The 26,588-nt window shown below is 52.6% G+C and carries 15 protein-coding genes; 7 read left to right on the plus strand and 8 right to left on the minus strand.

Annotation, left to right across the window (positions count from 1 at the left end; genetic code table 11):
• Positions 1-78: 78 nt before the first annotated feature.
• On the minus strand, positions 79-1,257 hold the full coding sequence (locus FW415_RS21655; protein ID WP_148389182.1) for a sorbosone dehydrogenase family protein: 1,179 nt from the start codon (positions 1,255-1,257) through the stop codon (positions 79-81).
• A gap of 160 nt (positions 1,258-1,417) precedes the next feature.
• Here FW415_RS21655 and FW415_RS21660 point away from each other — a divergent pair, with 160 nt between their 5' ends.
• Positions 1,418-2,632 (plus strand): MFS transporter, encoded by a 1,215-nt coding sequence (locus FW415_RS21660; RefSeq protein ID WP_246858828.1) that lies wholly within the window; start codon positions 1,418-1,420, stop codon positions 2,630-2,632.
• 10 nt (positions 2,633-2,642) lie between these two features.
• Here the strand turns inward: FW415_RS21660 and FW415_RS21665 are convergent, their stop codons facing one another.
• Positions 2,643-3,134 (minus strand): YkgJ family cysteine cluster protein, encoded by a 492-nt coding sequence (locus FW415_RS21665; RefSeq protein ID WP_148389187.1) that lies wholly within the window; start codon positions 3,132-3,134, stop codon positions 2,643-2,645.
• A gap of 159 nt (positions 3,135-3,293) precedes the next feature.
• On the opposite strand from FW415_RS21665, the gene gcvP reads away from it, so the two are divergent.
• Positions 3,294-6,170: an aminomethyl-transferring glycine dehydrogenase gene (gene gcvP / locus FW415_RS21670; protein ID WP_148389189.1), complete on the plus strand. Its 2,877-nt coding sequence runs from the start codon at positions 3,294-3,296 to the stop codon at positions 6,168-6,170.
• A 111-nt stretch (positions 6,171-6,281) separates the two neighbouring features.
• Here the strand turns inward: gcvP and FW415_RS21675 are convergent, their stop codons facing one another.
• A complete protein-coding gene (locus FW415_RS21675; protein ID WP_148389192.1) occupies positions 6,282-9,980 on the minus strand; it encodes a WG repeat-containing protein in 3,699 nt (1,232 codons plus the stop codon).
• A 196-nt stretch (positions 9,981-10,176) separates the two neighbouring features.
• Here FW415_RS21675 and FW415_RS21680 point away from each other — a divergent pair, with 196 nt between their 5' ends.
• The 3 genes from FW415_RS21680 to FW415_RS21690 all read left to right on the plus strand — a co-directional run bounded on the left by FW415_RS21680 (position 10,177) and on the right by FW415_RS21690 (position 16,607).
• Positions 10,177-10,944 (plus strand): LuxR C-terminal-related transcriptional regulator, encoded by a 768-nt coding sequence (locus FW415_RS21680; protein ID WP_148389193.1) that lies wholly within the window; start codon positions 10,177-10,179, stop codon positions 10,942-10,944.
• Positions 10,945-11,118: 174 nt separating this feature from the next.
• Positions 11,119-13,560: a TonB-dependent receptor gene (locus FW415_RS21685; RefSeq protein WP_210420768.1), complete on the plus strand. Its 2,442-nt coding sequence runs from the start codon at positions 11,119-11,121 to the stop codon at positions 13,558-13,560.
• A gap of 218 nt (positions 13,561-13,778) precedes the next feature.
• Positions 13,779-16,607 (plus strand): TonB-dependent receptor, encoded by a 2,829-nt coding sequence (locus FW415_RS21690; RefSeq protein WP_148389195.1) that lies wholly within the window; start codon positions 13,779-13,781, stop codon positions 16,605-16,607.
• A 3-nt stretch (positions 16,608-16,610) separates the two neighbouring features.
• On the opposite strand, the gene FW415_RS21695 is transcribed toward FW415_RS21690, so the two are convergent.
• Positions 16,611-17,120 carry a DinB family protein gene (locus FW415_RS21695; RefSeq protein ID WP_148389197.1) on the minus strand — a complete coding sequence of 170 codons (510 nt, stop codon included), beginning with the start codon at positions 17,118-17,120 and terminating at the stop codon, positions 16,611-16,613.
• Positions 17,121-17,234: 114 nt separating this feature from the next.
• Between FW415_RS21695 and FW415_RS21700 the strand changes: the two genes are divergently transcribed.
• Positions 17,235-17,939 carry a membrane or secreted protein gene (locus tag FW415_RS21700; RefSeq protein WP_148389199.1) on the plus strand — a complete coding sequence of 235 codons (705 nt, stop codon included), beginning with the start codon at positions 17,235-17,237 and terminating at the stop codon, positions 17,937-17,939.
• Between the two features lie 75 nt (positions 17,940-18,014).
• Entirely contained in the window at positions 18,015-18,695 is a 681-nt protein-coding gene (locus FW415_RS21705) for an FKBP-type peptidyl-prolyl cis-trans isomerase (RefSeq protein ID WP_246858829.1), read from the plus strand.
• A 125-nt stretch (positions 18,696-18,820) separates the two neighbouring features.
• Here FW415_RS21705 and FW415_RS21710 read toward each other — a convergent pair whose 3' ends face one another.
• The 4 genes from FW415_RS21710 to aroA form a co-directional block, all read right to left on the minus strand.
• On the minus strand, positions 18,821-20,824 hold the full coding sequence (locus tag FW415_RS21710; RefSeq protein WP_148389203.1) for a RagB/SusD family nutrient uptake outer membrane protein: 2,004 nt from the start codon (positions 20,822-20,824) through the stop codon (positions 18,821-18,823).
• 19 nt (positions 20,825-20,843) lie between these two features.
• On the minus strand, positions 20,844-24,050 hold the full coding sequence (locus FW415_RS21715; RefSeq protein WP_168208939.1) for a TonB-dependent receptor: 3,207 nt from the start codon (positions 24,048-24,050) through the stop codon (positions 20,844-20,846).
• A 233-nt stretch (positions 24,051-24,283) separates the two neighbouring features.
• Positions 24,284-25,279 (minus strand): chorismate synthase, encoded by a 996-nt coding sequence (locus FW415_RS21720; protein WP_148389207.1) that lies wholly within the window; start codon positions 25,277-25,279, stop codon positions 24,284-24,286.
• 30 nt (positions 25,280-25,309) lie between these two features.
• Positions 25,310-26,581: a 3-phosphoshikimate 1-carboxyvinyltransferase gene (gene aroA, locus FW415_RS21725; RefSeq protein ID WP_148389209.1), complete on the minus strand. Its 1,272-nt coding sequence runs from the start codon at positions 26,579-26,581 to the stop codon at positions 25,310-25,312.
• Positions 26,582-26,588: the final 7 nt, after the last annotated feature.

Consider the following 26,588-nt stretch of genomic DNA (forward strand, 5'->3'; position numbering starts at 1 on the left):
TGTAACGGATACATAAGGTGTTTTAACAAAATATTACCCAGGCATATATGTCAAATATCATGCTGAAACAGCGGCTGTTCAGGGCACCAGTTTGTACACGCCGCCTTTTACGCCGCCGGCCTGCGGAATGCTCACAAGCATATAGATCTCCCCTGCTTCATCCTGCCCCCAGCTCAGCAGCTGTACGTTTCCACCCGGCCTGTTGCCGATATCGAGCGTGGAGCGCTCCCATTTGTTGGCTTTTTGGGACAGTACCCATGTTTTGCCGTTGTAATCCCCGAAAATATAGCGGCCCCGCAGTGCCGGTATGGCTTTTCCGCGGTACACGTAGCCGCCGGCAATGCTGATCCCGTCGTCATGATCATATTCATGCACAGGATCGATGAGTTTCCGTTTATCGGCGCCGGCGGGCACATTGAATTCATGGAACCCTTCCATGATGCGCCAGCCGTAGTTGCCGCCCCGGGTGATGATATCCACTTCCTCATACTTGTTTTGCCCCACATCACCGGCCCACAGGCGTTTGGTGCTTTTGTCGAACGAGATGCGCCAGGGATTGCGGAGGCCGTAAGCCCATATCTCTTTCCGGGCGCCGCTCACATTCACGAATGGATTGTCCGCCGGAATGCTGTAGGGATCGCCATCAACATTGATGCGGAGGATCTTCCCCAGCAGGCTGCCGAGATCCTGCCCGTTGCCGGTGCTGCCATGCCGGTCACCACCGCCGCCGCCGTCTCCGCTCGCGATGTAGAGGTAACCGTCCGGCCCGAAGATGATGTCCCCGCCGTTGTGGTTGGATTCCGGCTGGTCGAATTCCAGCACCAGGCGACGCGTGGCCGGGTCCGCGGTATTATCGCCCGGCTTCGCCACGCGGAACTCGGAGATGACGCTTTTGTGGTTTTTGCCTCTCCCGGCATTCGCCACAGGCGCGCTGTAATAGAGATAGAACCTGCCGTTCTTCGAAAACTGCGGATGAAAGGCCATCCCCAGCAGCCCCCGCTCGTCGTAGGCGGGATTGATCTTTACCATTTCACTGCTCACGTCGATAAATGGGGTGGGCAGGAGCTTTCCCTTGCTGATCACCCATACCTTCCCTTCTTTCTGGAGCACAAACTGCCTGTTGGAACCATCTCCCGGAACAGCCATGCATACCGGAGACTGTACCTGGTCGGTCACCAGCTGCAAATTCACCCGCTGGGCTTTTGCAGCGCCGAAAGACAACAGGGTTCCGGCTAATAACAAATAAACTGGCTTCATACGGGTCTGGAATTTTTAGATTGGATAAAAATAATCATCTGCATCCAACCCCGGCAAAAAAATTGATTAGCGGAATGATAAGCCGTATTTTTGTGCATCCTTAAAAAAATCTGACAGATTGGACGAAGTTACATCACCCCGGAATGATCCGTATGCATCCTTGCGATATCAAGAATTCAAGTTCTTCCTGATCATCCGTTTTGCCCTCATCTTCGCGCTTTCCATGCAATTTGCCATTATTGAATGGAAGGTATATTCCCTCACCAAAAATCCGCTGAACCTTGGCCTGATAGGTCTGGCTGAATTTGTGCCGGCATTTTGCCTGGCGCTCTTTGCCGGGAATATTGTGGATAAGCGGGAAAAGCAGGGGATGGTAAAGAAATGCCTGGGCGGTTACCTGGTGATCGGCGCCGGTCTTTTTCTGCTCACCTGGGATGAGGTAGTGGCGGGCATTCCGCAAAGCGGGGTACTATTGATGATCTATCTGCTGGTTTTCTGCGGCGGCATACTGCGGGCATTCATCGGGCCGTCCAACTTCTCGTTGCTGGGACTGCTGGTGCCGCGGGCGCTGTATATCAATGCCACCACCTGGAGCACATCCGCCTGGCAGATCGGCGCCATAGCCGGACCGGTATTGGGCGGGTTGTGCATTGCCTGGCTGGGCGTCCACTGGTCCATGCTGCTGGTACTTGGATTTGTGCTGGTGGCCCTGGCCGCCGTGTTCCGGATCGGCCGCAAGCAGGTGCATTACAAGGATATCGGGGAAACGGTGAAGGAAAGGCTGACAAAAGGATTGAAATTCGTCTGGAACACAAAAGTGCTGCTGAATGCGATGGCGCTGGATATGTTTGCCGTGCTGTTCGGCGGTTCCGTGGCGATGATGACGATCTATGCGCAGGATATCCTGCATGTTGGCTCGGAAGGGTTCGGCATGATGCGGGCAGCACCGGCAGTAGGGTCCTGCATTACGTTAATGCTGCTGGCCTACCGGCCTATCGTGACAAAGCCCGGATTAAAGCTGCTGGGGTCCGTATTCGGTTTCGGTATCTGCATCATCGTATTCGGTTTATCGAAGAACTTTGCGCTCTCGCTGATCGCACTGTTCGGTACGGGCCTGCTGGACGGGGTGAGCGTCATCATCCGGCAGACCATCCTGCAACTGAAAACACCGGACGATATGCGGGGGCGGGTATCCTCCGTCAGTTCCATATTTGTTGGCTCCTCCAATGAACTGGGTTCTTTTGAAAGCGGGGTGGCGGCGAAGATCATAGGGCCGGTAGGCTCCGTCGTATTCGGCGGCTGCATGACGCTGGCCGTGGTGATCACTACCTATATCATTTCCCCGGCCATGCGGAAACTGCAGCTGAAAGCCTGATGGCGGCGGGTTACAAATGCATCCCCTTCAGCCGTTCCAGTATATAAAATACAGCGGGACAGATCGTTGAATTGAGATAAGCGGTATTGGGGCGTTTAAAGAACTCCCGGCTGTCTGTATAAGGATAATTGCGGCAATCGCCCGGGCGCACCTCGTAGATGCTGCAATAATTATCCGCGCCAAGAAAAGGACACGGACTGCGCTTCACCACATAATCCCCGTCTTCATCCAGCCGCAGATAAGTATCGATCAATACCGATTCCCGGATGCCCAGGAACTTCGATACCTTTTTAATATCCGGTGTTTTGAAACGCGGGCTGATGGTTTTGCAGCAGCCCGCACATTGCAGGCAATCGATCTTTTCGAACGCCTCTTCATGCAGTTCCGGCAGCATTTTCTCCGCGCCTTTGCCCTTTTTCGTCTGCATCTTCTGCAAAAACTGCCTGTTGGCTTTCTGCGCTTCCTTTGCCTTTGCCTCCCAACCGGTGAGTATATCAGACATCCCTCGTGATTTCCCGCAAAGCTATGATGATTTTATGACAATCCTCCCCTGTGAAGCCTGCCCTTTATCACTTCTGTTTCCAGCTTCCACGGGTGTTTTGGCGATTGCTTAAAAACATCATAGCTTTGCGCATTCTTTTCTTAAATACCTGCTTACATCATGAATCTTTTGAATACGTTCAGGAATGCGTTCATTGGTCGCCATATCGGGCCCAATGAAGCAGAGACCCGTGAGATGCTCGGCAAGATCGGCATCGGATCACTGGAGGAGTTGATCAACAAAACCGTACCTGCGGCCATCCGCATGCAGGGCGATCTCGACATCCCGGAAGCGGTGAGCGAGTTTGCCTATCTCGGTGAATTAAAAGACATCTCTCTGAAGAACAAAGTATTCAGGAATTATATCGGGCAGGGGTATTACGACACGATCACCCCCAGCGTGATCCTCCGCAACATTTTCGAGAACCCGGGATGGTACACCCAATACACACCCTACCAGGCCGAGATCTCCCAGGGCCGCCTGGAGAGCCTGCTCAACTTCCAGACCATGGTCAGCGACCTCACCGCATTGCCCATTGCCAACGCTTCCCTCCTGGATGAAGCCACCGCGGCGGCAGAAGCAATGACCATGTTCTTCAACGCCTTGAACAAAGATCACGATCATATTACCCGCGGCAAGTTCTTCGTGGACGAACGCATTTTCCCGCAGACCAAAGATGTGGTGATCACCCGCGCCAATCCGCTGCATATTGAAGTGGTGTTCGGCGATTACGCTACGGCGGACATCAACGGCGATTTCTTCGGCGCCCTCGTACAATACCCCGATGCCGAAGGGAATGTGGCCGACTACCGCGCTTTCATCGAAAAAGTGCATGCCGCCGGCGCTTACGTAGCGATGGCTACCGACCTGCTGGCGCTGACACTGCTCACCCCTCCCGGGGAACTGGGGGCGGACGTTGCCGTAGGCAGCGCACAGCGTTTCGGCGTGCCTTTGGGCTTCGGCGGACCGCATGCCGCTTTCTTCTCTACGAAAGATGAATTCAAACGCGCTATCCCCGGCCGTATCATCGGCATCAGCATAGACGCACAGAACGGGCGCGCACTCCGCATGGCGCTGCAAACCCGCGAACAGCACATCAAAAGGGAAAAAGCCACCTCCAATATCTGCACCGCACAGGCATTGCTGGCCAATATGGCCGCCATGTACGCCGTGTACCACGGGCCGCAGGGATTGAAGAACATCGCCCTCAAGACCATGCTGCTCACCGCCGCATTGTCCGCCAAACTGAAAGCTGCCGGCCTGCAACTGCGCAACGGCAGCCATTTCGATACCATCACGGTAGAAACGGCGGATGCCGCAGCCATCCTCGCCAAAGCCGCGGAAGCCGGTATCAACTTCCGCCGCATCAGCGCACAGCAACTGGGCATTTCGCTGGATGAGACCACCGACATAGAAGATGTAAATGCCATCCTCTCCGTCTTCAACGCCGGAAAAATAACCGAAGCGGAAACGGAAAAAGCCGCCAGCGGCATCCCTTCCGCCCTGCAACGCACATCCACCTACCTGCTGCACCCGGTGTTCAACACCCATCACAGCGAAACGGAAATGATGCGTTACATCAAAACGCTCGAAAACAAAGACCTTTCCCTCAATACCTCCATGATCTCCCTCGGCTCCTGCACCATGAAACTGAATGCAGCTTCCGAAATGATCCCCCTCAGCTGGAACCACTGGAGCAAAATGCACCCCTTCGCGCCAATGGCACAGGTAGGCGGATACCAGCAGATCGTGCATGAACTGGGCGAATACCTTTGCAGGATCACCGCTTTCGATGCCTGCAGCCTGCAGCCGAACTCCGGCGCACAAGGCGAATACGCCGGCCTGCTGACCATCAAAGGATATCATGAAAGCCGCGGGGAAGGGCACCGCAATATCATCCTCATCCCCATCTCCGCACACGGCACCAACCCCGCCAGCGCAGTGATGACCGGCTACAAAGTGGTGATCGTAAAAGCGCTGGAGAACGGCTATATCGATGTGGCCGATCTCAAAGCCAAGGCGGAACAGCATAAAGACAATCTCGCCGGCGTGATGATCACCTACCCTTCCACCTACGGTGTATATGAAGAAAGTGTGAAAGACATCTGCAACATCATCCACGAGAACGGCGGACAAGTGTATATGGACGGCGCGAACATGAACGCACAGGTAGGCCTGACGGCTCCCGGCCTCATTGGCGCGGACGTTTGCCACCTGAACCTGCACAAGACCTTCGCCATCCCGCATGGCGGCGGCGGCCCCGGCATGGGCCCCATCTGCGCAGCCAAACACCTGGCGCCCTTCCTGCCCTCTCACGTAAGCCTGCAGGCATCCAGCAACGGCACGCACAATGCCAATGCCGTATCCGCAGCGCCGTACGGCAGCGCCAGTATACTGCTGATCTCTTACGCCTATATCCGGATGCTCGGCCGTGAAGGCGTACGCAAAGCCACCGAATACGCCATCCTGAACGCCAACTATATGAAGGCCAGGCTGGAAAATGCGTACGATATCCTCTACACCGGCGTCAGCGGCACCTGCGCCCACGAATTCATCGTGGACCTCCGCCCTTTCAAAAACAGCGCAGGCGTGGAAGCGGAAGATGTGGCCAAGCGCCTGATGGACTACGGTTTCCATGCGCCTACCATGAGCTTCCCCGTACCCGGCACCATCATGATAGAACCAACAGAGAGTGAAGATAAAGCCGAGCTGGACCGCTTCTGCGATGCGCTCCTCGCCATCCGCGAAGAGATCCGCGCCGTTGAGGAAGGCAAAGCCGATAAAGCGAACAACGTACTGAAACATGCGCCGCATACCCAGGCAGTGATCACCGCAGACGAATGGAACAGGCCCTATACCCGCCAACAGGCAGCGTTCCCGCTGGAATATGTGAAAGAGAACAAGTTCTGGCCTTCCATCAGCCGGGTGAACAATACGTTCGGTGACAGGAACCTGATCTGTACCTGCGAGCCGGCGAGCGCGTATGCGGAAGCATAATCAGCGCTTTTGAAACAATAATATAAAAGGGGCTGTATCAAAAGTAGTTTGATGGGCTTGACAATCGCATAAACGAGTCGTCTCTCCATCAAGTGCCTGAATAAGATCAGGTCACAATTGCTTTTGAAACAGTCCCTTTACTTTTAAGACAGAAGGAGATAGCGGTGATGGCTGTGATGCCTGTGACGGCTGCGACGGCAGGGGCGGCATTCCATTATTCATCGTATAATCCTCTTTTAACGTCTTCATCATTTCCAATGCCTCCTTCTCCTGCATCGGGTAAAGCATAATGGCAGCAGGATTCAGGCCTTTGCCATCAAAATGTATTTTAAGGTAATAGCTCGCCCCGCTCATCAGCTCAAACTTCAGCGGCATCGTCGCGGCCTTCAGTTTCTTCGTGTTCAGCGCAAGCTCATGCAATCCGGAAGGCACCAGGTGAACTGCATAACTGTTGTTGCCCAGCTTGATGATCTCGTTTCCGTTGTTCATGATGGGTATACCAACGCCGGACAATTTCATACCGGTAGCTCTGATAAAATATACCCGGGCATTCCCCGCAGGTATTTTCCCTGTTGAAGCACGCACGCCCAGCGGCTGACCCTCCGGTATTTTTTTCAGCTCATCCATCCTTTTTTTTGCTGCTGCGTCCCCTCCTTTTATGGCCTTCTTGTACCACCGGAGGGCATTCTTGCGGTCATTCTTCTGTTCATGCCAAAGTCCGTACAGGTAATATGCATACGCGTTTTTCGCTTTCAGAGACCCTTCCAGCCATTCTTTCGCCTCATTCAACCGGCGCAGCGCTATCAGGCAGAGGATCAGGTTCGCTTTAGCATTCCCGTTCCTGCGGGCAAGCTTTTCATACCAAAAGGCGGCTTTATGGTAGTCCTGGTCAACATTCTCGCCAAACTGATATTTATTGCCAAGCGTCAATATGGATTTCTCAAATCCCCGCTCCGCCGCAGCAGTCAGCCATCTTATGGCCATGGCCCCATCCTTCTCCACGCCTTTCCCGGCTTCATAACATACCGAGAGGTTGTGTTGTGCGTTGCTGTTCCCGGCCTCCGCCGCTTTCCGGAACCAGTGAACGGCATCAGCGTAAGCTTCTTCCTTGTAGCATTTTTTGCCGAGCTCATTATAGGCCATCCCGACATTCCTGTAACGGCTCAGCGGCAATACAAAATTGCCCTTCTTATCAATAAATCCCTGTTTATAATCCGCACTCTTTACCAGTGCAAGCCCGTGCTCAAAGTCGCCTAACATGGTGAACTTCTTTGCGGAGACAGGGATCACCACCTCGCCTTTCGCATCAATATATCCCTTATCTGACGCGATCAGCCCTTCGCTCAGGTTGCCGAGGCGCTTGTAACGATATGGAATGACCAGTTTCCCCTCACGATCGATCATCCCGTAATCTCCGTAATAGCTTTCGTTTACGGGCATCAGCAATGCCTCCGTTTCCTCCACCATCAGCAGATTCCGCTCGGCTGCCCGGGTCACCTTGTACCAGGACTTGCCATCCCGCAAATAAGCAGCTGATTCTCCCTGCGGCGCAGGCGCATTATAAAGACGGACCTCCCCCGCATTGATTTCGTCCGACGATTTTTTGTCATTTATTACCGCATGAACGCAACTGCCCTTTGCCGACAGGAAATAATTTACGACCCCCAAGCCCTGAACGCTCTTGTTACTGTTGTCATTAATCAAAGGAATATAACCCGAGAACCTTTCCGACAGCTCCTCCGTAGTACAGATGAAAGTGCCAAGCTCCTTCGCTTCCGCCTGCTTCCCGGATTTATATACCAGCTTTGCTTTATAGTCGGTTGAAAATCCCCATTCATCACCCAGCTGCGTTATTTTGATCCCGTTAAATGTGTACCAGATATGATCATACATGATGGGGGTCATCACCGACCCTTCTTTTGACAATTCTCCCCACCTGCCTTCTGCTTTTACGAGGAACGAATGGAAATATCCCGCATTGTTGTGCTGGATTTGCACACCCTCTATCTCCTCGAACTGGGGAGCTACCAGCACGCTTGCATCATCGTTCAGCAGCCCGTATTGCCCGTTCATCCTCACGATGTAAATTTTCCTGTAGCTATTGTACATCTTCTTCCTGACCTTGACGAAGCTCTTCGTGTCCCCGTCAAACTCCTCACTGTCAAAATACACTGGCGCCACGTTCATGGCAGGCACATCGTAGATGGTATGCTTTTTACCTTGATGCTGGTAGCTCCTGGTATATATATCATCATAGTGCTTCGCAATGTATTCTTTTACCGCGCTTACATATTCGCTGCGTTCGTCCGCCGCTACATCATCATATTTCCTGATTCTTTCTATTCTGTCAAGCCGGGCATTGAGGTCGGCTCTTCTTTGCGCAGCTTCTCTTTTTTCTCTCTCCGCTTTCGCCGCGATCGACTGACGAATGGCACTGCTGGCCATGTCGGCAACGTCACCGATCGCGCCCGTCCAGGCATCCATTTTCTGGTTGCTGGCAGTTACTTGTCTCGCTACACTGTTATAGGCATTGTAGTTATTCCTGGCGTTTGTATTGGTGGACGAACGGTCTGTGAATGTTCCTTTTAATACGATGGGGCTTGGGCTGCTTTCACGATCGGCCTTGATCTTATAGTCACGCAGCCGTTTCCGGGTCCCGGCATCATTCAGCAGGGAAGGATTTTTATCCGTCTGTTCTTTGAGTTCATTATACAGCTGGGTAGCTGTTTTGGGAATATAGATGACCGGTGCCTTTGCAGGCTTTTTCTTATCCTTTGCAGGTTCCTTTTTTTCCTCCGTCTTCTTCTTTGCTGTGCCTGAAGATCCCCCTGCTGCCTTTTTCTCCTGTTCTTCCGGCTCTTCCATGGCTTTCTCTTCCGCTTCTTTTTCCTTTTTTTCCAGTTCCTCCATTTTTCTTTCAATGGCGGCGGACAGCTTTTCCACACCAGCTTTCAATCCCCCGTCCTCAACCGAAATGCCCTGGGCTTTTGCCAGCCACTGTGCCGCATTGTCCACATCATTTTTAGCAAGCGCGCTGTTTCCCTGCTGTATCGCATCCTTCACCGCGGCCTCCTGTTCCTTTGCCGAACGTTGTTCTTCCTCGGCCGCTTTGATATCCTGCTCCAGCTGCTCCAGTTCCTGCTTTACCTTCTCATCGCCCGTTTGCCTGTTCCTTGCCTGGTTATAGGCATTCCTCGCCCCGCGGGGATCATGTTTACCCAACGCCTGCCTGGCATTGGCGATCAGTTTCGTGATCTCCGAATTCGCCTGCTGTTCATTCTTCAGTTTGCTGCGGACAGCAGCTATTTTGTTCTTCAGATCATTGACATATATTTCGGTGACTTTTTCATTTTTCAGGCGCCCTTTATCCTCGAAGAAATTGCGTCCTGTTTTCTTTTTGTACGCATCCGCCGCCTTGATGACATCCTGCCGCCAGACAGGAACGGCGTAATCGGTTCCGCTTTGATTCAAATGAAAGGACACATCATAGGCCCCAAGGTCCGGATACCCCTCAAATTTCACCTGCCCTTTAAGGCGAAAGCCAAAGGTTTTCAGATGCATAACAAACCTGATACCGGCATCGGACATGGCCTTTCCCAATGCAGGGCTCATCCCCTCTCCCTCGTATTGCGATACCAGCAGCTGTGCATTTTTGGCATGCATCATACTGTTCTTGAAATAGGCCTGAAGGCTTGCCGTGCCCAGGAATCCATCCAGGCGGTACGGGGCGGAAATGTTCTGATATTGTTGTGCGTACAATCCGGAATAACAGCAAAACAATGTAACAGAAAGTAGTAGCGCTCTTTTCATTTCGGTATAAGTTGAATAAGTTCAGTGGTGTTTTCCCTGATCAGGGAATGGTGTTTATATTGTGTCCAGTAGTATATAGCAATAAGCAGTAATGCAAAAATAGGTAAGGTGTCAACCGGTAAAAATACCCTGGGCAGGGTATTTTTACTATATTTAACGCTTATCTGATTGCTAAATCCCTTATCCGGACCTTGAAATGGAAAAACTGATACTCGATGAAGCCCAAAAGATATGGACAGAAATAGCCCGTCAGAAAACACCGGGAGAACTGAAGCTGGAAGTAGAGCTTTACAAAAAGCTGCTCAATGTATTCCAGGTAGGTGATTACACCTATTTAATCTTTAATCCGCCGGAAATGACCATTGAGTTCTGCAGCGATTCCATTACCGCGCTGCTGGGCTATCAGCCTCATGAATTCACGCTGGAATTCCTTTTATCCCTTATACATCCGGACGATCTCCCCTATTTTATGGATTTTGAAGCCACCGTTACCCGGTTCTTTACACAGCTCCCCCCGGAAAAAGTACAGCGGTACAAGTCCCGGTACGACTACCGCCTGCGGAGAGCAGACGGCACTTACATACGGATATTACAGCAGATCGTAACCATTCAGAGCGATGAAGATGGCGCAGTGCTGCGCACATTCGTTGTTCATACCGATATTTCCCACCTTAAGACCGGGGGAAAAATGACCCTTTCTTTCATAGGGCTGGAAGGAGAACCCTCTTATTTCGATGTAAAGCCCATCGGGAAGTTCATTCCTTCCCGGGAAGTGCTGACCAGGCGGGAGAAGCAGATACTAGCCCTGCTGGTGCAGAACAAGCAGACCGCAGAAATTGCCGCTTTACTGCATATCAGCCCCGCGACCGTATCCACACACAGGAAGAACATGTTAAAAAAAACCAACACTCACTCCGTTCTGGAGCTGGCTGCGCTTGCCCTTGAGAAGGGATGGACGCCCTGATGGCGCCTTTGCCCGATTCCGGCCTACCCCGCCGCTGCCCAAAAATTTCCCGATTGCGTAAACATTTTTCCTTTTTTGATCAGGAAGCCCCCTGATCCCTCCCGACCTTTGCGGCACCATTTCAATAACACCGAGCTGACCAGCTTTCTGGCAGAACAGCCGTATAAATAAACTATGATGAAAAGATTTACGTATTTGCTCTTTTTGCTGATCGGGACGATCACCACCAGCCAGGCACAAAATCCAACAGGAACGATCAAAGGCACCATTACTACGAACGACGGCCAACCCGCTCCTTATGTGACCGTTCAGGTTAAAGACAAGAACCGCGGCGTGGTAACGGACGTTAAAGGAGAATACATCTTCCGCCGTATCCAGCCCGGCGAATATATTATCCAGGTTTCCCTCGTAGGGCATGAAACCTCGGAACAGCGCGTTACGGTAGCAGCGGGACAAACGGCCGATGTCAACATCAGCCTGAAGCTCTCTGATACCCAGTTGCAGGAGGTGATTATCATCGGCAGCCAGAACAAGTTCGGCAAAAAAGAAAGCGACCATATCGCACGTCTGCCGATCAAAAATCTGGAAAATCCGCAGGTATATAATACCGTGAGCAAGGAACTGATGAAAGAACAGGTGATCACCACCTTCGACGATGCCATCAAAAATGCTCCCGGCGTGAACAGGCTCTGGTCATCTACCGGCAGGCCCGGAGATGGCGCAGGATACTTCTCCATGCGCGGGTTCTCTGTACAGCCTTCCATGATCAATGGTATCGCCGGGCTCACCAACGGCTCCATCGATCCCGCCAATATCGAGAGGATCGAAACCATCAAAGGCCCCTCCGGCACCCTGTTCGGCAGCAGCCTGATCTCTTTCGGCGGATTGATCAACATCGTGACCAAAAAGCCGTACGACAACTTCGGCGGAGAGATCACCTACACCGGCGGCGGATTCGGACTGAACAGGATCACCGCAGACATCAATGCCCCGCTTAACCAGGACAAAACGGCCCTGCTCCGCGTGAATGGCGCTTACCATTATGAGAACAGCTTCCAGGATTTCGGGTTCCGCAAATCCTTCTTCCTGGCGCCAAGCCTTTCCTACCAGGTGAACGACCGCCTCTCTTTCAATATCAATACCGAATTCTATAACGGAGAAAATACCAACCCCCTCATGGTGTTCCTCAACCGCAGCCGCCAGCTGATCGCCAGAACACCTGATGAACTGGGTATCGACTTTAACCGCTCCTTCACCAGCAACGATATCACCAACAGAACACCGACCGTGAACGTATTCGGGCAGATGAACTATAAACTGTCTGACAAATGGACTTCACAAACCAATATTTCCCGCAGCAACCGCAAAAGCGATGGCTACTACTCCTACGTGATGTTCCTCGATGCAGGTGACGCCACTGTGGAAAAACCGAACGATACCCTGTTCAGCCGTTATGTCTACAAACAGCATTCCACTTCCGTGACCACAGACATCCAGCAGAACTTCATCGGTGACTTCCGCATCGGCAGCCTCCGCAACAGACTGGTATTTGGACTGGATTACCTGAGTATGGAGACCATCAACAACCACTCTCCTTACATGCTCTTCGATCTGGTGAATGCAGTGAACACAGCAGACCCACGCTACTCCCAGCTTAACCGCGATGCAGTGGACGCAAGACTCGCACAGCTGACCACCGGCCATACCAGGAACCGCACGCTGAACAACACTTACAGCGCCTATGCATCCAATGTGCTCAACATCACTGACGAGTTGATTGCCATGATGAGCGTAAGAGTAGACCATTTTGAAAGCAAAGGCACGGAAAACTATGTTACCGGCAAAACCGCAGGCGACTATAGCCAGACCGCCGTATCTCCCAAGTTCGGCCTCGTGTACCAGGTGGTAAAAGACAAAGTAAGCCTGTTTGCCAATTATATGAACGGCTTCCGCAACGTGGCTCCGCAGGTATTGCCGGATGTACTGGGCATTGACGGGAACATGAAACCGCAGCAAGCCAACCAGTTCGAGGGCGGTGTAAAACTCGATCTGCTGAACCATAAGCTGAACCTTACCGCCAGCTATTACGACCTCGCCGTCAACAATATGAGCCTGGCAATGTCTACCGTCATCGATGGAACAAACTACAACTATTCCGTGCAGGACGGCACACAGCGCAGCAAAGGCATCGAAATAGACCTGACGGCCAGTCCTGTTAACGGCCTGAACATCGTTGCCGGATACGGGTATAACGACAGCAAAATGGAAAAGGCCGACAAGAACGTGGAAGGCCTCCGCCCCACCACTGCCGGCCCCGAACACCTCGCTAACCTCTGGATCAGCTACACCGCAACCGGCGGCAAACTGCAGGGCCTCGGCGCAGGCTTCGGCGGCAACTACGCCAGCGAGAACCTGATCACCAATACCGTTGCCACCGGCATCTTCACCCTCCCCTCCTACACCATCCTCAACGCCTCCGTTTTCTACAGCGTAGGGGCTTACCGCCTCGCCGTGAAAGTGGACAACCTTGCCAATAAAGAATACTTCGGCGGATGGACGACCGTAGAAAAACAAATGCCCAGAAGACTTGCCGTTAGCGCAGGGTTTAAATTCTGATAAACTCCCCGCTTCCCGGATCGGTTAAATATTGCAGGACTGTATCGAAAGCGATACAGTCCTTTTTTATCCATGTCTGCCAACCCATCTTTTCCCATCCCGGCAGGCAGACCGGCTCCTGACATCCCCACCGCTCAACCCTGAAAACATTCGCTCAAACTATTTTATTCGTTTTTCTACGAAACATTCGTAATTTAGCCGGAAACCAAAAAGGCGCCATGTTACGAATTATATTCATCGTTGTAATATTGATGACCGGCCTGCATCAGGCAAAGGCTCAGCAGAAACAGGAGTTACGGGGAACAGTGGCGGATTCCGCCAGCAATGACCTCCTGGAAATGGCTACCGTTACCGCGCAGGACAGTAAAGACAGCAGCCTCATCACCTATACGCTGACCGACAAGAACGGCGCCTTCCGCCTGACCGGTTTGCCTGCAGACAAATCCATCCGCCTCCTCATATCCTACACCGGCTACGGTACCTATATCAAAGTATTGCCTCCCGGCAGCCCCGCCAACCTGGGGCGCATCACCCTCGCCACCGCCCCGCATGAGCTGAACACGGTTGTCGTTGAAGGCGACCGCCCACCGGTAACTATCCGGCAGGATACCATCGAATTCAATGCCGCCTCCTTCAAAACCCGGCCCAATGCTGTGGTGGAAGACCTCCTGAAGAAACTGCCGGGGGTGGACATTGACGAAGAAGGCAATATTACCGTCAACGGAAAAAAAGTCAGCCGCATACTGGTAGACGGAAGGGAGTTCTTCGCCAATGACCCCAAGCTCGCCACCAAAAACCTCCCCTCTGCTATCATCGACAAGGTGCAGGTAGTGGATACCAAAACAAAACAGGAAGCGAGGATGAATGTGCTGAAAGACGGGGAAGACAAGACGCTCAATCTCACGCTGAAGGCAGATAAAAAAAAGGGACTCTTCGGGAGGCTCTCTGCCGGAGGCGGCACAGATGAACGGTTTGAACTGAGCGGCATGGCTAACGCGTTCGATGGCGCCAGGCAACTGAGCATACTGGGATCATCCAACAACCTCAACAAGATCGGGTTCACCCAATCAGAGATGTTCAGTAGCATCAACACCAGGAACGGCATCGCCATAAGCGCCAGTTCAAATGGCTCCCTTGCCGTTAATGGCATCAACTTCGGCGGCACCGGCGAGGGCATACGCACCGCGTCCATGATCGGGTATAATTACAACGATAAGTGGAACAAAACGGATGTCAACAACAGCTATTTCTTCAACAATACCGATGCAAGGTTCCGGACGCTGAACAACCGGGAATACCTTAACGGGGATAGCCGCATGTTCACGAACAGCGACCGCAACGGCTATAGCAGAAATGCCAATCACCGGGTGAACTTCAACTTCGATATTGAGCTGGATTCCACGCTCCGGCTCACCCTGAACCCCGCTTACGACTATGCGAAAATGAGCAGCAATGCCTCCGGCAGCGAGATCACCAGTGATGAGAACGGGGCGTTGATCAATACCAACGAAACGGAAAACCGTGCGCTCAGCACGAATCATAACTTTTCCAACACCCTTGGTCTCACCAAACAACTGAAGAAAAAAGGCCGCAACATCGGCCTGCAGTTCTCCAACACCTACGGCACCTACGATGGCGATGCCTACAATCTCAGTGAACTGGAATATTACGAGAACGAGCAGCTCACCGAGGCCAGGCATGTCAACCAGCTGACCGTGGCGGATAATACCACCGAAAACTACCGCCTCAGCCTGTCCTACACCGAGCCATTGTCCGAAACCTGGAAACTGACGGCCGGATACGGTTTCAGCCACAACACCAATACTTCCAACCGCCAGACATTCAACTATGATTCCACCAGCAAAGGCTACACCATACCGGACGAGGCCTTTTCCAACAGGTTCCGCACCGTTAATACCAGCCAGACGCCCAACCTGGCGGTCGATTTCAACGGGAAAAAGATCCGTGCAAGCATCGGCGGCACGCTTTACCTGAATATGCTGGACAACTATTCATATACCACCAATGCCACGCTCAAACAATATCAGACCAATTTTGCGCCGAACTCCCGGATCAACTACAGGCTGAAAAACGGCGGTTCCTTCAACCTGAACTACAACGGATACATGCAACAGCCCTCGCTGGAGCAGCTGCAACCTGTGCCGGACAACACGAACCCGCTGAATGTGCGGATCGGTAATCCCGACCTGAAACCGGCGTTCACGCAGAATATACGCTTCGGGTACGACCGCTTCTCACCCACTGGCTTCGGGGTATTTTCCAGCATTGCTTTCAGCCCGATCCTCAACAGGTTCTCTACCGCCAGTTTTATCAACTCAAAAGGCGAAAGAACAACACAAACGATCAATGTGGATGGTACTTACAACGTCAGCATGAACTTCACCATCAGCAGCACAAAAAAAACAAAGGATATACAGTACAGGATCAGCGGCGGCGGCTTCATCAACGGAAGCAGGAATATCAGCTACAACAATACCGGCAATATCGCCGGCGATACCACCCTCTACCGGAATACTACGCTCAACTTCACTTACACCCCTTATGTATTGTACAATTATGCGTATAAGGAACTGCTGGACATCTCGGTGAGTTACCGGCCCTCCTACACAGATGCCCGGTACAAACCGGCCGGCAATATAACAGGCAGTTTTTTTACGCAACGCGCCACCCTGGGCAGCACCTTGTACTGGCCGGGTAATTTTTCCTGGGACAATGATGTGAACTATACCTACAACAGCCGCATCGCAGCGGGTTTCCAAAAGCATGTGGTGCTGTGGAACATGGGGCTGGCCTATGATTTCTTCAAGGATAAAAGTCTGCAGGCCAAAGTGTCCGCATTCGATCTGCTGCGGCAGAATACCAGTGTGCGCCGGATCGTAAATGAACTGTATATTGAAGATGTGCAGACGGATATTGTAGAACAGTATTTCATGCTGACGCTGACCTGGAATTTCTCGAAGTTCGGGGCAAAACCCAAAGGCAGCAACCGCAGGATAGACGGCGGGCGCAGCATGTTCATGTTCTAGCCGTTAAAGGTAACGTTCCCTGATCACCCGCTGATGATGCAGGGCATGGCCGATAATAATATACCCGAGGCTGAGCACGGTCACCGGTGTATTGCTCGCCATCCCCTTTCGCTGCATCTCTTCTTCGTTGAGAGAACGGAAAAGATGCTCGGAAGACAGTCGTACCATCTGGAATTCCTCGATCATATCCACCCAGTCGCGATGCTCCACCCTGGCTGCATCGGCAAACCCGTTCTCATCAAAACCCGCCAGCGGCGTATGGTCTTTCCGGGCAAAACGAAGGGCACGGTAAGCAAATACGCGCTCCGCATCCGTGATATGCTGCAATACCTGCCTGATCGTCCATTTGCCGGTGGCATAGGCATGGTTCTGCTTGTCCTCCGGTATGGCGTCCAGGAACTGCAGCGTAACCGCCGTCTGATTGGAAAAAGCGTCCAGTATGTCATTCTCCGGTACCATCGACACATAAGTGTGATAAAATTCCCCGTAATCCTGTGCTGAAGGTCTTGCCATATATGTATATTTTACAATGAAGATAAACAAGATCACTTATATTTAAGTAGCATACAACCTACAAACAACTGTATGAAAACCGATGAAGCATAAACACGTTAAAAAATACGCATTATGAAACAATTGCTTACTGCAGCCGCTTTGCTGCTAACCTCACACCTATCCTACGCGCAGGATGAACTTTCCGGCGCCTGGAAACTCAAAGGCGCCGGTGAGCCGCAAACCGTGCGCATCATTGAAGACGGCTACTTCATGCAAACCGTATTCGACCAGGCCGGGAAAAAGTTCATCAGCACACTGGGCGGCACGATTGACGCGGACCAGCAGGCACTGAAAGAAACGATCGAGTTCAACACCGCGGATAAAGACAACATCGGCACCACAAAGAACTGCACCTATGTGCTGAAGGAAAACAAACAGCTGGCCATCACCTGCGAGGGCAAAACCGAGCAATGGGAGCGTATCGATGATGGCAAGACGGACCTGGCCGGCACCTGGCGCATCACCGGCAGGGAAAACAACGGACAGATGACCACCATGCGCCCCGGAGCCCGCAAGACCCTGAAGATACTTTCCGGCACCCGCTTTCAATGGGCGGCGATCAACCCGGAAACCAAAGAGTTCTTCGGCACCGGCGGCGGTACCTACACCTTCGAGAACGGAAAATATACAGAGACCATCACTTTCTTTTCCCGGGACAATACCCGCGTGGGCATGAGCCTCTCCTTTGACGGCAAAGTGGACGGCAATAAATGGCACCACAGCGGCAAAAGCTCCAAAGGTGATCCCATCAGCGAAATATGGAGCAGGATCGAATAATGTATTATATTGCAGTCATAAATATATATAACTGGTAATATGATACGAAAATGCCTATTAATCAGCGCATTAAGTGTGCTAACTGCTCAAACGGCCTTTAGCCAGCGGAAAAAGAAATCCCGCAAACAACCTGAGCCCGTTGTTGTAACGCTGACGAACCAGCTGGATTCCATCAGCTACACCATCGGGAACGACCTTGGGGAAATGCTGAAAGGCCAGGGCCTGGATTCACTGAACCTGAAACTTTTATTCACCGCCATTGAAGATCATTACGCCGGCAAAACGCCGCTGATCTCGGCAGAACAGGGAAAAATGAGCGTAACACAATATTTGCAAAAGCTGAAAGCGGAAAAAGCGGAAAAGAACAAAGCGGCCGGACAGGAGTTCCTCGCGCAGAACAAAATCAAACCGGGCGTTGTAACGCTGCCCAGCGGCCTTCAGTACCAGGTCGTGCAGGAAGGCACCGGTCCCAAGCCCACTGCGCAGGACAGGGTGAAAGTGCATTATCGCGGCATGCTGATAGACAGCACTACTTTCGACAGCTCTATAGACCGCGGCGAACCATTGACCATCGGGGTATCCGGGGTGATCAAGGGATGGACCGAAGCGCTGCTGCTGATGCCCGTCGGCTCCAAATGGAAGTTGTTCATACCGTCTGAATTAGGCTATGGCGAACGCCAGGCCGGTGCAAAGATATCACCGAACAGTACGCTCATATTTGACGTGGAGCTGCTGGAGATCGTGACAGGTCAATAACCGCACAATATTAAAAAGGCGTATCAAAAGCAAGCTGATCAGGCCGGGCATCGCGCAAGCGGGCTCCTTCCGATCATTACTTTTGATACGCCTTTCTCTTTTAAAAGCCTCTTTCCTCAACATCTCTATTCATACCCCGGGTTCTGGTACGCCCGTTTCTGCGCGTCATCCATCGGCTGACCGTTCACCGTGGTCAGATCGATCTGCAACTGCGGAACGGGCCGCAGCTTGTGATGCGGTGCAAGTCCCGTTGCATCTTTGTTGAACAGCGTAGTGCGGTCGAACAATGTTTCCGTCCGCACCAGGTCTTCCCAACGGTACAGCTCCCCGCACAGCTCACGCGTTCTTTCATTCAGCATGAAATGAATAAAACGGTCTTCCGTAGACGTTACGGAAGGGGGATAATTTTCACTGGCCGCATTGGTCATGAATAACGCATTCGTGGCGGTCAGCTGCGGATACGTGCTGTTCTCATCGTCGTAAGCGCCCCCGTCGAACATCCAGTAATGCGGGTCTTTAGGCTCACCATCGCGGTATGCCGCGCGGCGCCTGATCTCGTTAACATAAAACAATGCCCTTACATAATCGCCTTTCCTGCCATACGCTTCCGCCGCAATAAGATATGTTTCACCGAGACGGGCCAGTATGCCGTTGCGCACACCGCGTTCCTCATTGAAATTGCTGGTCACCCTTACCGGGTCCATGAATTTATCGAGCGACAGGTATTTGTTGTTATTGAACCCTTCCAGCAAAGTGTTGCTGGCGTCCAGGTAATAACGGGCGAACACCAGGTAGCGATATTGCGCGCGTTGCGCCATGGTGAGCGGCGTTGCCGGGGTATTCATCACAAACAGCGCGGCAGTGTCGCCCAGCGCCACTTTGGGCTTTCCTACCAGCGAGGGGTCAGGAGCGTCCGCGGCGGTAAAAAGCGGCCGGTTGGCGGGGATGGTATTGGCGTAATAAGTTGTTCTGAAACTCTTGTAAAAACGGGAATCATTTCTGCGGTCAAAAAGATCCAGCGTATAGTCAGAAGGCGCAAGGCGGCGGAAGGGCCTGCCATTCCAGTTATCAGCCGTTCTGATCACACCGGGGATGCCGGCATCGTACTGCATGAGAAAATATTCATGCACCCGGTTCCCTGCGCCGGCGAGGTTCTGGTTGTCGCTGAACTGTGCGGCAAAGATCACTTCCTTGCTGTTATTGGCCGCCTGTATGTTGCCGATCTCTCCGGAAGGGATGCTGCTGGAGCCGTTGTAATTGTATGGCGGCTGGCCATCGGACCCTATGGGGGTGATGCTGGGCCTCGGGTGCCCCTTTACATATACCCCGTTCCAGAGATTCTTGTAATCCGTTTCCAGTACAAACACCCCGTCATTGATCACCTGCTCTGCGTAATAGGCCGCACTGTCCATATCCGTAGCTTTCTGGCCCCGCGCCTCTGTTACGGCGCTGCCGCGGGTGAGGTAGGTCTTGGCCAGGAAATGGTCCGCTGCGCCTTTGGTAGCCCTGCCTTCTGCCGCTTCAGTTGGTGAAAGCATATTGGAAGCGTTCCTGAGATCGGAGATGATCACCTCATAGATCTGCGGCACCGGAGCCCGTGCAAAATCTGTACGCACCCCGCTGCTGGATTGCAATACCAGCGGCACCCCGCCGAACTGCTGCACCAGCTGGAAATAGTACAGGCCTCTCAGGAAGTACAACTCACCCATGCGCTGGTTCCGCTGGGCTTCGGTGCCCAGCAGGGAGGATGCCGGATTGCTGTATGCCGCTATCCGCTCCAGGCCAAGATTGCATCGGTTAATACCGTTATAGTTATTCGTCCACATCCCGTTCAGAAAACCTGTAGAGGAATTCAGACCGGCATCGTAGGTATTCAGATAACTGTGATTGAACTGGTCGCCCAGAATGAATTCATCCACCCCGAAATTATGAAGCGCATAACTCTGTTCGTTCTCAAACTTCCATTTAACGGGTGCGTAGGCAGACCGTACCAAGTCTTCCAGCCCCTGATCCGTATTGTAATGGTCATACGTCAGGGTGCTCACCAGGTCTTCTTCAATGAATTTTTTGCAGGATGTACTGTAAATCACCACCAGGCTTGCTGTTAACAGTAGAATATACTTTTGCATGATAGAATGATTTTAATGATTATAATCCCAGGCGTACACCAAAAACAAAGCTCCTGTAGCTATAGGAAGAAGGGCCCGGCGCTGTTGTATTGGTAGGGTAAGAAGACACGTAATTGCTGCCTGTCTCAGGATCGAAGCCTTTGAATTTACTGAACAGGAAAGGGTTTAACGCGTTCGCATACACGCTCAGGCTGTTGACCCGCAATTTGCTCAGCAGGTCCGGGGCAAATCTGTAGGAAAGCGAGATGCTCCTGATCCTCGCAAACGTCCCGTCCCGGAAACCTGCTGCCTGCCAGTACTGGTAGATATCGATGGTGCGGTTAGGATGCGGTTGCTCGTTGGAAGGATTTTCCGGCGTCCAGTAATTGACGTAGTTGGATTGATAGCGGCCGTTGAGGCTCGGGCGGATATCCCGGATCAGCGAGCCTTTGCGGATATACAGGTACACGCTCAGCTCGAAGCCTTTATACGCCCATGTGCTGTTAATACTGCCGGTCCATTCCGCATTGGGATAACCGAGTATCACCTTGTCCGCATCATTGATCAGCGTATCGCCATTGGCATCGGTCACCCGTACCCTGCCGGGCCGGAAATTGATGCTGTTCCTGTTACCGGGGATCTGCCAGTAATGGTCCAGTATCCCTCCCCGCACCGTATCGCCATACTGATAGATACCCTCAAACTTCCAGTCGTAATACGTTTGAATAGGATGCCCTACGAACCACTGGTTGCCGAGGTTATCGTTATCCGTGCCATCCAGCGTCACGATCGCTTCCCGGTTGCGGGAGAAGATGAAATCGGTCGTCCACCTGAACCCGTCCGCATTATTGACGTTCACGGTAGACAGGCTGATCTCGATCCCGCGATTGCGCACACGCCCGAGATTCACCAGTACAGAGGTATATCCTGAAGCGGCGGGAATGGACTGGTTCTGCAGCTGATTGGTGGTATTGGCTTCGTACACATCCACGGTTCCCCGTATCCTGTTCTTCAGTATGCTGAAGTCCAGCGCAATATTGCTCGTGGCCGTTCTTTCCCAGGTGAGGTCAGGCAGCGGCAGCGTGGCGGGGGCATATCCCTGGGCTGCGGCGGTGCCGAAATTATAGATGCTGCGGCTCAGTGTGCCCCTGGTGAGATAGGCATCAATGGAAGAGCTGCCCACCGCGCCATAACCGGCGCGCAGTTTCAGGTCGTCGATAAAGGGAACACTTTTCATAAAGCCCTCCTGGCTCACCCGCCAGGCAACAGCAGCGGAAGGGAACCATTCCCCTTTGCTGCCCGTGGAAAGCACGGAAGAGTTATCATTACGCTGGCTGAGCGTCAGGATGTATTTGTCTTTGTAAGCATAGTTGACCCTGCCCATGAACGACAGCAGCTGCGTTTGCGAGAATGAGCCGTCACCCGTGACCGTGGCCAGTGAATTATTCTGCAGGGAATACCATTTCTGGCTTTCATAGATCAGGTTCTCCGCGCGCATGGTGTTCTGCTCGAAGCGCGTTTTCTGCATTTCGTGCAGGAGCGTAACGGAGAGGGAATGATCTTTGCCAAAGGTTTTGTTATAACTCAGAATATTATCCAGCACCCAGTTAAAGCCCAGCCGGCTCGCGTAACTGGCATTGGCCGGATTGCCCTGGCGGACGGAGGATACCGCGCCGTTGAATGTGCCCTGCCTTACATTGGTCATATCCGCGCCGAATGCTGCGCGGTATTTCAATCCTTTCAGCAATTCCACTTCCCCGAAAACATTTGCCAGCAGCCTGTTGATGCGCAGCTCATTGAATACGGTGTTCGGGTCGTTCAGCGGGTTCACGATATTGGCGTCTTCGCCGGGATAGAAGATAAGGTTGCCGTTTTCGTCATACGGCAGTGCCAGCGGTATCTGGTAAATGGAACCGGTGTACACGCTGGGACCAAGGTTCTGTATAGCGGAGGAGTAAGTAATGCCACCACCCACGTTGATCCTTTCATTGAATTTGAAATCCGTATTCTGGTTGAATGTGAATCTCGTATAGTCCTGACCGTACTCTATGCCTTTCTGAGAAAAGTATGCGCCGGAAAATGAGGCCCGGAATCTTTCCGTTCCGCCGGATACCTGTATCTGGTGGTTGTGGGTGAGACCATTCCGGAGGGCTTCATTCTGCCAGTCGAACGACCGTACTTTGGAAGGATCATAGATCGCCAGGCTGTCCAGCACGGCGAGGCCGAGGTTTGCCATGAGCGTTCTTTCCCCTGTGGTGGAGGCTCTTTTGCGGGCGTTGAAAATGCCATTCGCAGGGTCCAGCTGCGCCCAGTCATACCCCATGGCCACGGAGTTCCAGACGTTCTCATCCTGTCTGAATAAAGCGTAATCGGAAGCCGGATCAGGGAAATAAAAAGTGGCGCCGCCATTCGCCAGCGCGGGATCATAAGATCCATTGGCAAAGTAGGCCTGGCGTCTCATATCGGCAAACTGTGCGCCGTTGAGGGATTCGATCGGCTGCAATATCTTGTCCACCGACATGCTGCCGCTGTATTGTACGGAGAGCCTGCCTACCTTCCCTTTCTTGGTCGTGATCTGGATCACGCCGTTCGCGCCGCGGGAACCGTAAATGGCGGTGGCCGATGCGTCTTTCAATACGTCGATGGATTCGATGTCCAGCGGGTTGATGTCATCAATGCTGTAAGTGATGGGAATACCGTCCACCACGTACAACGGTTCATTCCGGCCATTGTCCAGCGTTGCCGAGAAGTTATTGTTGGCGCTCGGTGTCAGCGAACGGTTCCCCCTCACCCGGATGCGCGCGCCGGAGCCTGGGCGAAAGGAGGTGTTGGTCGCTTCGATACCGGGTATCCTCCCCTGCAATGCCTGGGAAACATTGGTAGTAGGCACCTGCTCTATCTGCTTCGCATCCATGGAAGCAATGGAACCGGTTACATCCCCTCTTCTGCGGGTGCCATAACCGACCACCACCACGCTTTCGAGCGATTGCTGGTCCCGCTGCATGGATACATTGATCGTTGTGCGGTTATTCACTGCCACTTCCTGCGGCTGATAACCGATGTAGGTAAAAAGTAATGTTACGTCCCCCCTGTCTACCGCAATAGAAAAAGTACCGTCTTCAGCAGTCACCGCATTGAACCGTGTACCCTTTGCCTGAATGGATACACCGGGTAGGCCGACTTTACTTTCATCCTGTACTTTCCCCCTGATAGTGATGCCCGGGGATTGAGCTTGGGCCTGGATCAAACAGGGTAAAACAAAACATACAATCAGCATAATTTTTTTCATAACCGTGGGCTTTTAGGGTATTTGCTAAAATCGTACGGCGGGAAAGTTATCAAAGTAATTATGCCTGATCGTCCTGTTCCATCCTGCCCGGATGAAAAAAAAGCATCCAATCACTTAAAAACCAATTCGTTATTAAGTGTACAAATGAGAATTATTTACAGAAAGGAATCCGGGGTCAATCCGGGGTGTTGTTATCTGCGGTATCCTAACGTGGAATCCGCTATCAGTTTAAAGTCTGCCAGTACCATGGCCGTTACTGCCTCCAATACCACAGGCACCCGCAAGGCGATACAAAGGTCATGTCGACCTTTAACGGAGAACGTCTCCACCTCACCGCTGGCGATGTTAAGGGTCTGCTGTTCCTTCGGCGTACTGGATGTTGGTTTCACTGCAACGCGGAACACGAGCGGGTTTCCGTTGGTGATACCGCCTACTACGCCACCGGCGTTATTGGTGGCGGTTTTTCCATTGGTATCGATGATGGCGTCGTTGTGCTCAAGGCCTTTCATTTTTGCAGCGGCGAAACCGGCGCCGAACTCAACGCCTTTGATGGCGGGAATGGCAAAAACGGCATGCGCGATATTGGACTCGATCGAATCGAAGAAAGGTTCGCCCCAGCCGATGGGCAATCCATCCACGGTACATTCCACGATGCCGCCTACGGAGTCTTTGGCAGCGATGGCGGCTTCCAGTCCTTTTTCAGGGTCAGGCAGGCCACCTACTTCTTTCAATACGGCTTTCACCTGTATGCTGTCGCCCAGTATTTTCTTGGCGATGACGCCTGCGGCAACGAGGTTAAGTGTGAGCCTGCCGCTGAAATGACCGCCGCCACGGTAATCTTCAAAACCGCCGAATTTCTTCGAAGCTACAAAGTCAGCATGACCGGGGCGGGGAAACTCCCGCAGCTTGGCATAATCGGCGCTGCGGGTATTATTGTTTTCGAACAGGATGGTTACCGGCGCGCCGGTGGTGTGATCGTTGAACACACCTGATTTCAGGAACGGCAGGTCGTCTTCCTTCCGGGGCGTGGTGCCTTTTGCACCGGCTTTGCGGCGCTCCAGGTCAGGCAGAAAATCTTCCTGCTTCAACGGTATGCCGTATGGCACGCCATCAATATTTACGCCCACGCTTTCGCCGTGCGATTCCCCAAAAACGTTTACCCTGAATATTCTGCCAAAACTGTTCATGATGTTACTTTATGCTTTCCTGTTTGATAATTATGCCGTCACTTCTTCTTTTTCAATTACGCCACCCAAAGCAACGAGGTGATCGTAAAACTCCGGGTAGGATTTATTGATCGCTTCCGCATTCCCGATAGTCACCGCTCCGTCCGCTGTCAGCGCTGCTACGGCGCAGGCCATAGCAATACGGTGGTCATTATGCGAATGTACAACCGCTCCTTTGATGCCGGTGCCGCCATGTACCAGCATGACATCGCCTTCCAGGTCTATACGGATGCCCATCTTGCCAAACTCCTCCTGGAGCGTCAGGCCGCGGTCGCTTTCCTTATGCGCCAGGCGGCTTACGCCCTTGATCCTGGTGATGCCTTTGCAATTGGCTGCCAGCGCTACCAGCGGCGGGAACAGGTCCGGGCAGTCGGTCGCATCCATTTCAAAGGCCTTCAATGCTTTCTTCACCACGATCATCGTAAACACACCGGGCAGTATTTCAGCGCCTGCTTTTTCCAGGGCTTCCATAATGGCTTTATCGGATTGCGCGGATAAGGTATTCAGATGATGTACTTCCGCTTTACCGGCTACTGCTGCCGCAACGAGCAGGAATGCCGCGCCGCTCCAATCGCCTTCCACGGTGTATTCACCAGCTTTGTATTCCTGCTTTTTATCGAAATGGAACACTTCAAAATTCTCCTGTCTCACCTTCACCCCGAAATGCGCCATGATCTGCAAGGTCAGTTCGATGTAAGGTTTACTTTTGAGGTCCGTTACCCTGATCTGCGCTTTATCCGCTACAGATCCGAAGGCCATGAGCAGGCCGGTGAGGAACTGGGAGGACAGGGAACCGTCTATCGTGATATCCTTTGCCTGCAGCGGACCGTGGATCTCCAGGGGCAATTTGCCGTCCTGGCTCCTGATCTTTACGCCCAGTTCCGGCAGCACCTCTTCGAAGAAATGCATGGGGCGGGTAACGAGACTACCGTGACCGTTAATGGTGATCTGCTGCTCAGCCAGTGCGGCAATGGGTGTGAACATGCGAATGCCGAGGCCGGACTCGCCGCAGTTGATCTCATCGTAGAACGGCTGAACACCATTGCTCGTGATCTCGATATCCTCATTCACCCGCTTTACCATTGCGCCGAGGTTTTCCGCGACTTCCAGCGCGGCCAGGCAATCGTTGCTCAGGCCGGGATTATGAATAGTGGTCCTTCCCTTTGCCAGCAAAGCCGCCGCTACTGCCCGTTGCATCGCGCTTTTGGAGGGATTGGCGGTAACGGAGCCGCTGATGGTTGCGGGTGATACAATAACTTTCATCTGTTCT

The organism is Chitinophaga sp. XS-30 (assembly GCF_008086345.1).
Classification (GTDB): domain Bacteria; phylum Bacteroidota; class Bacteroidia; order Chitinophagales; family Chitinophagaceae; genus Chitinophaga.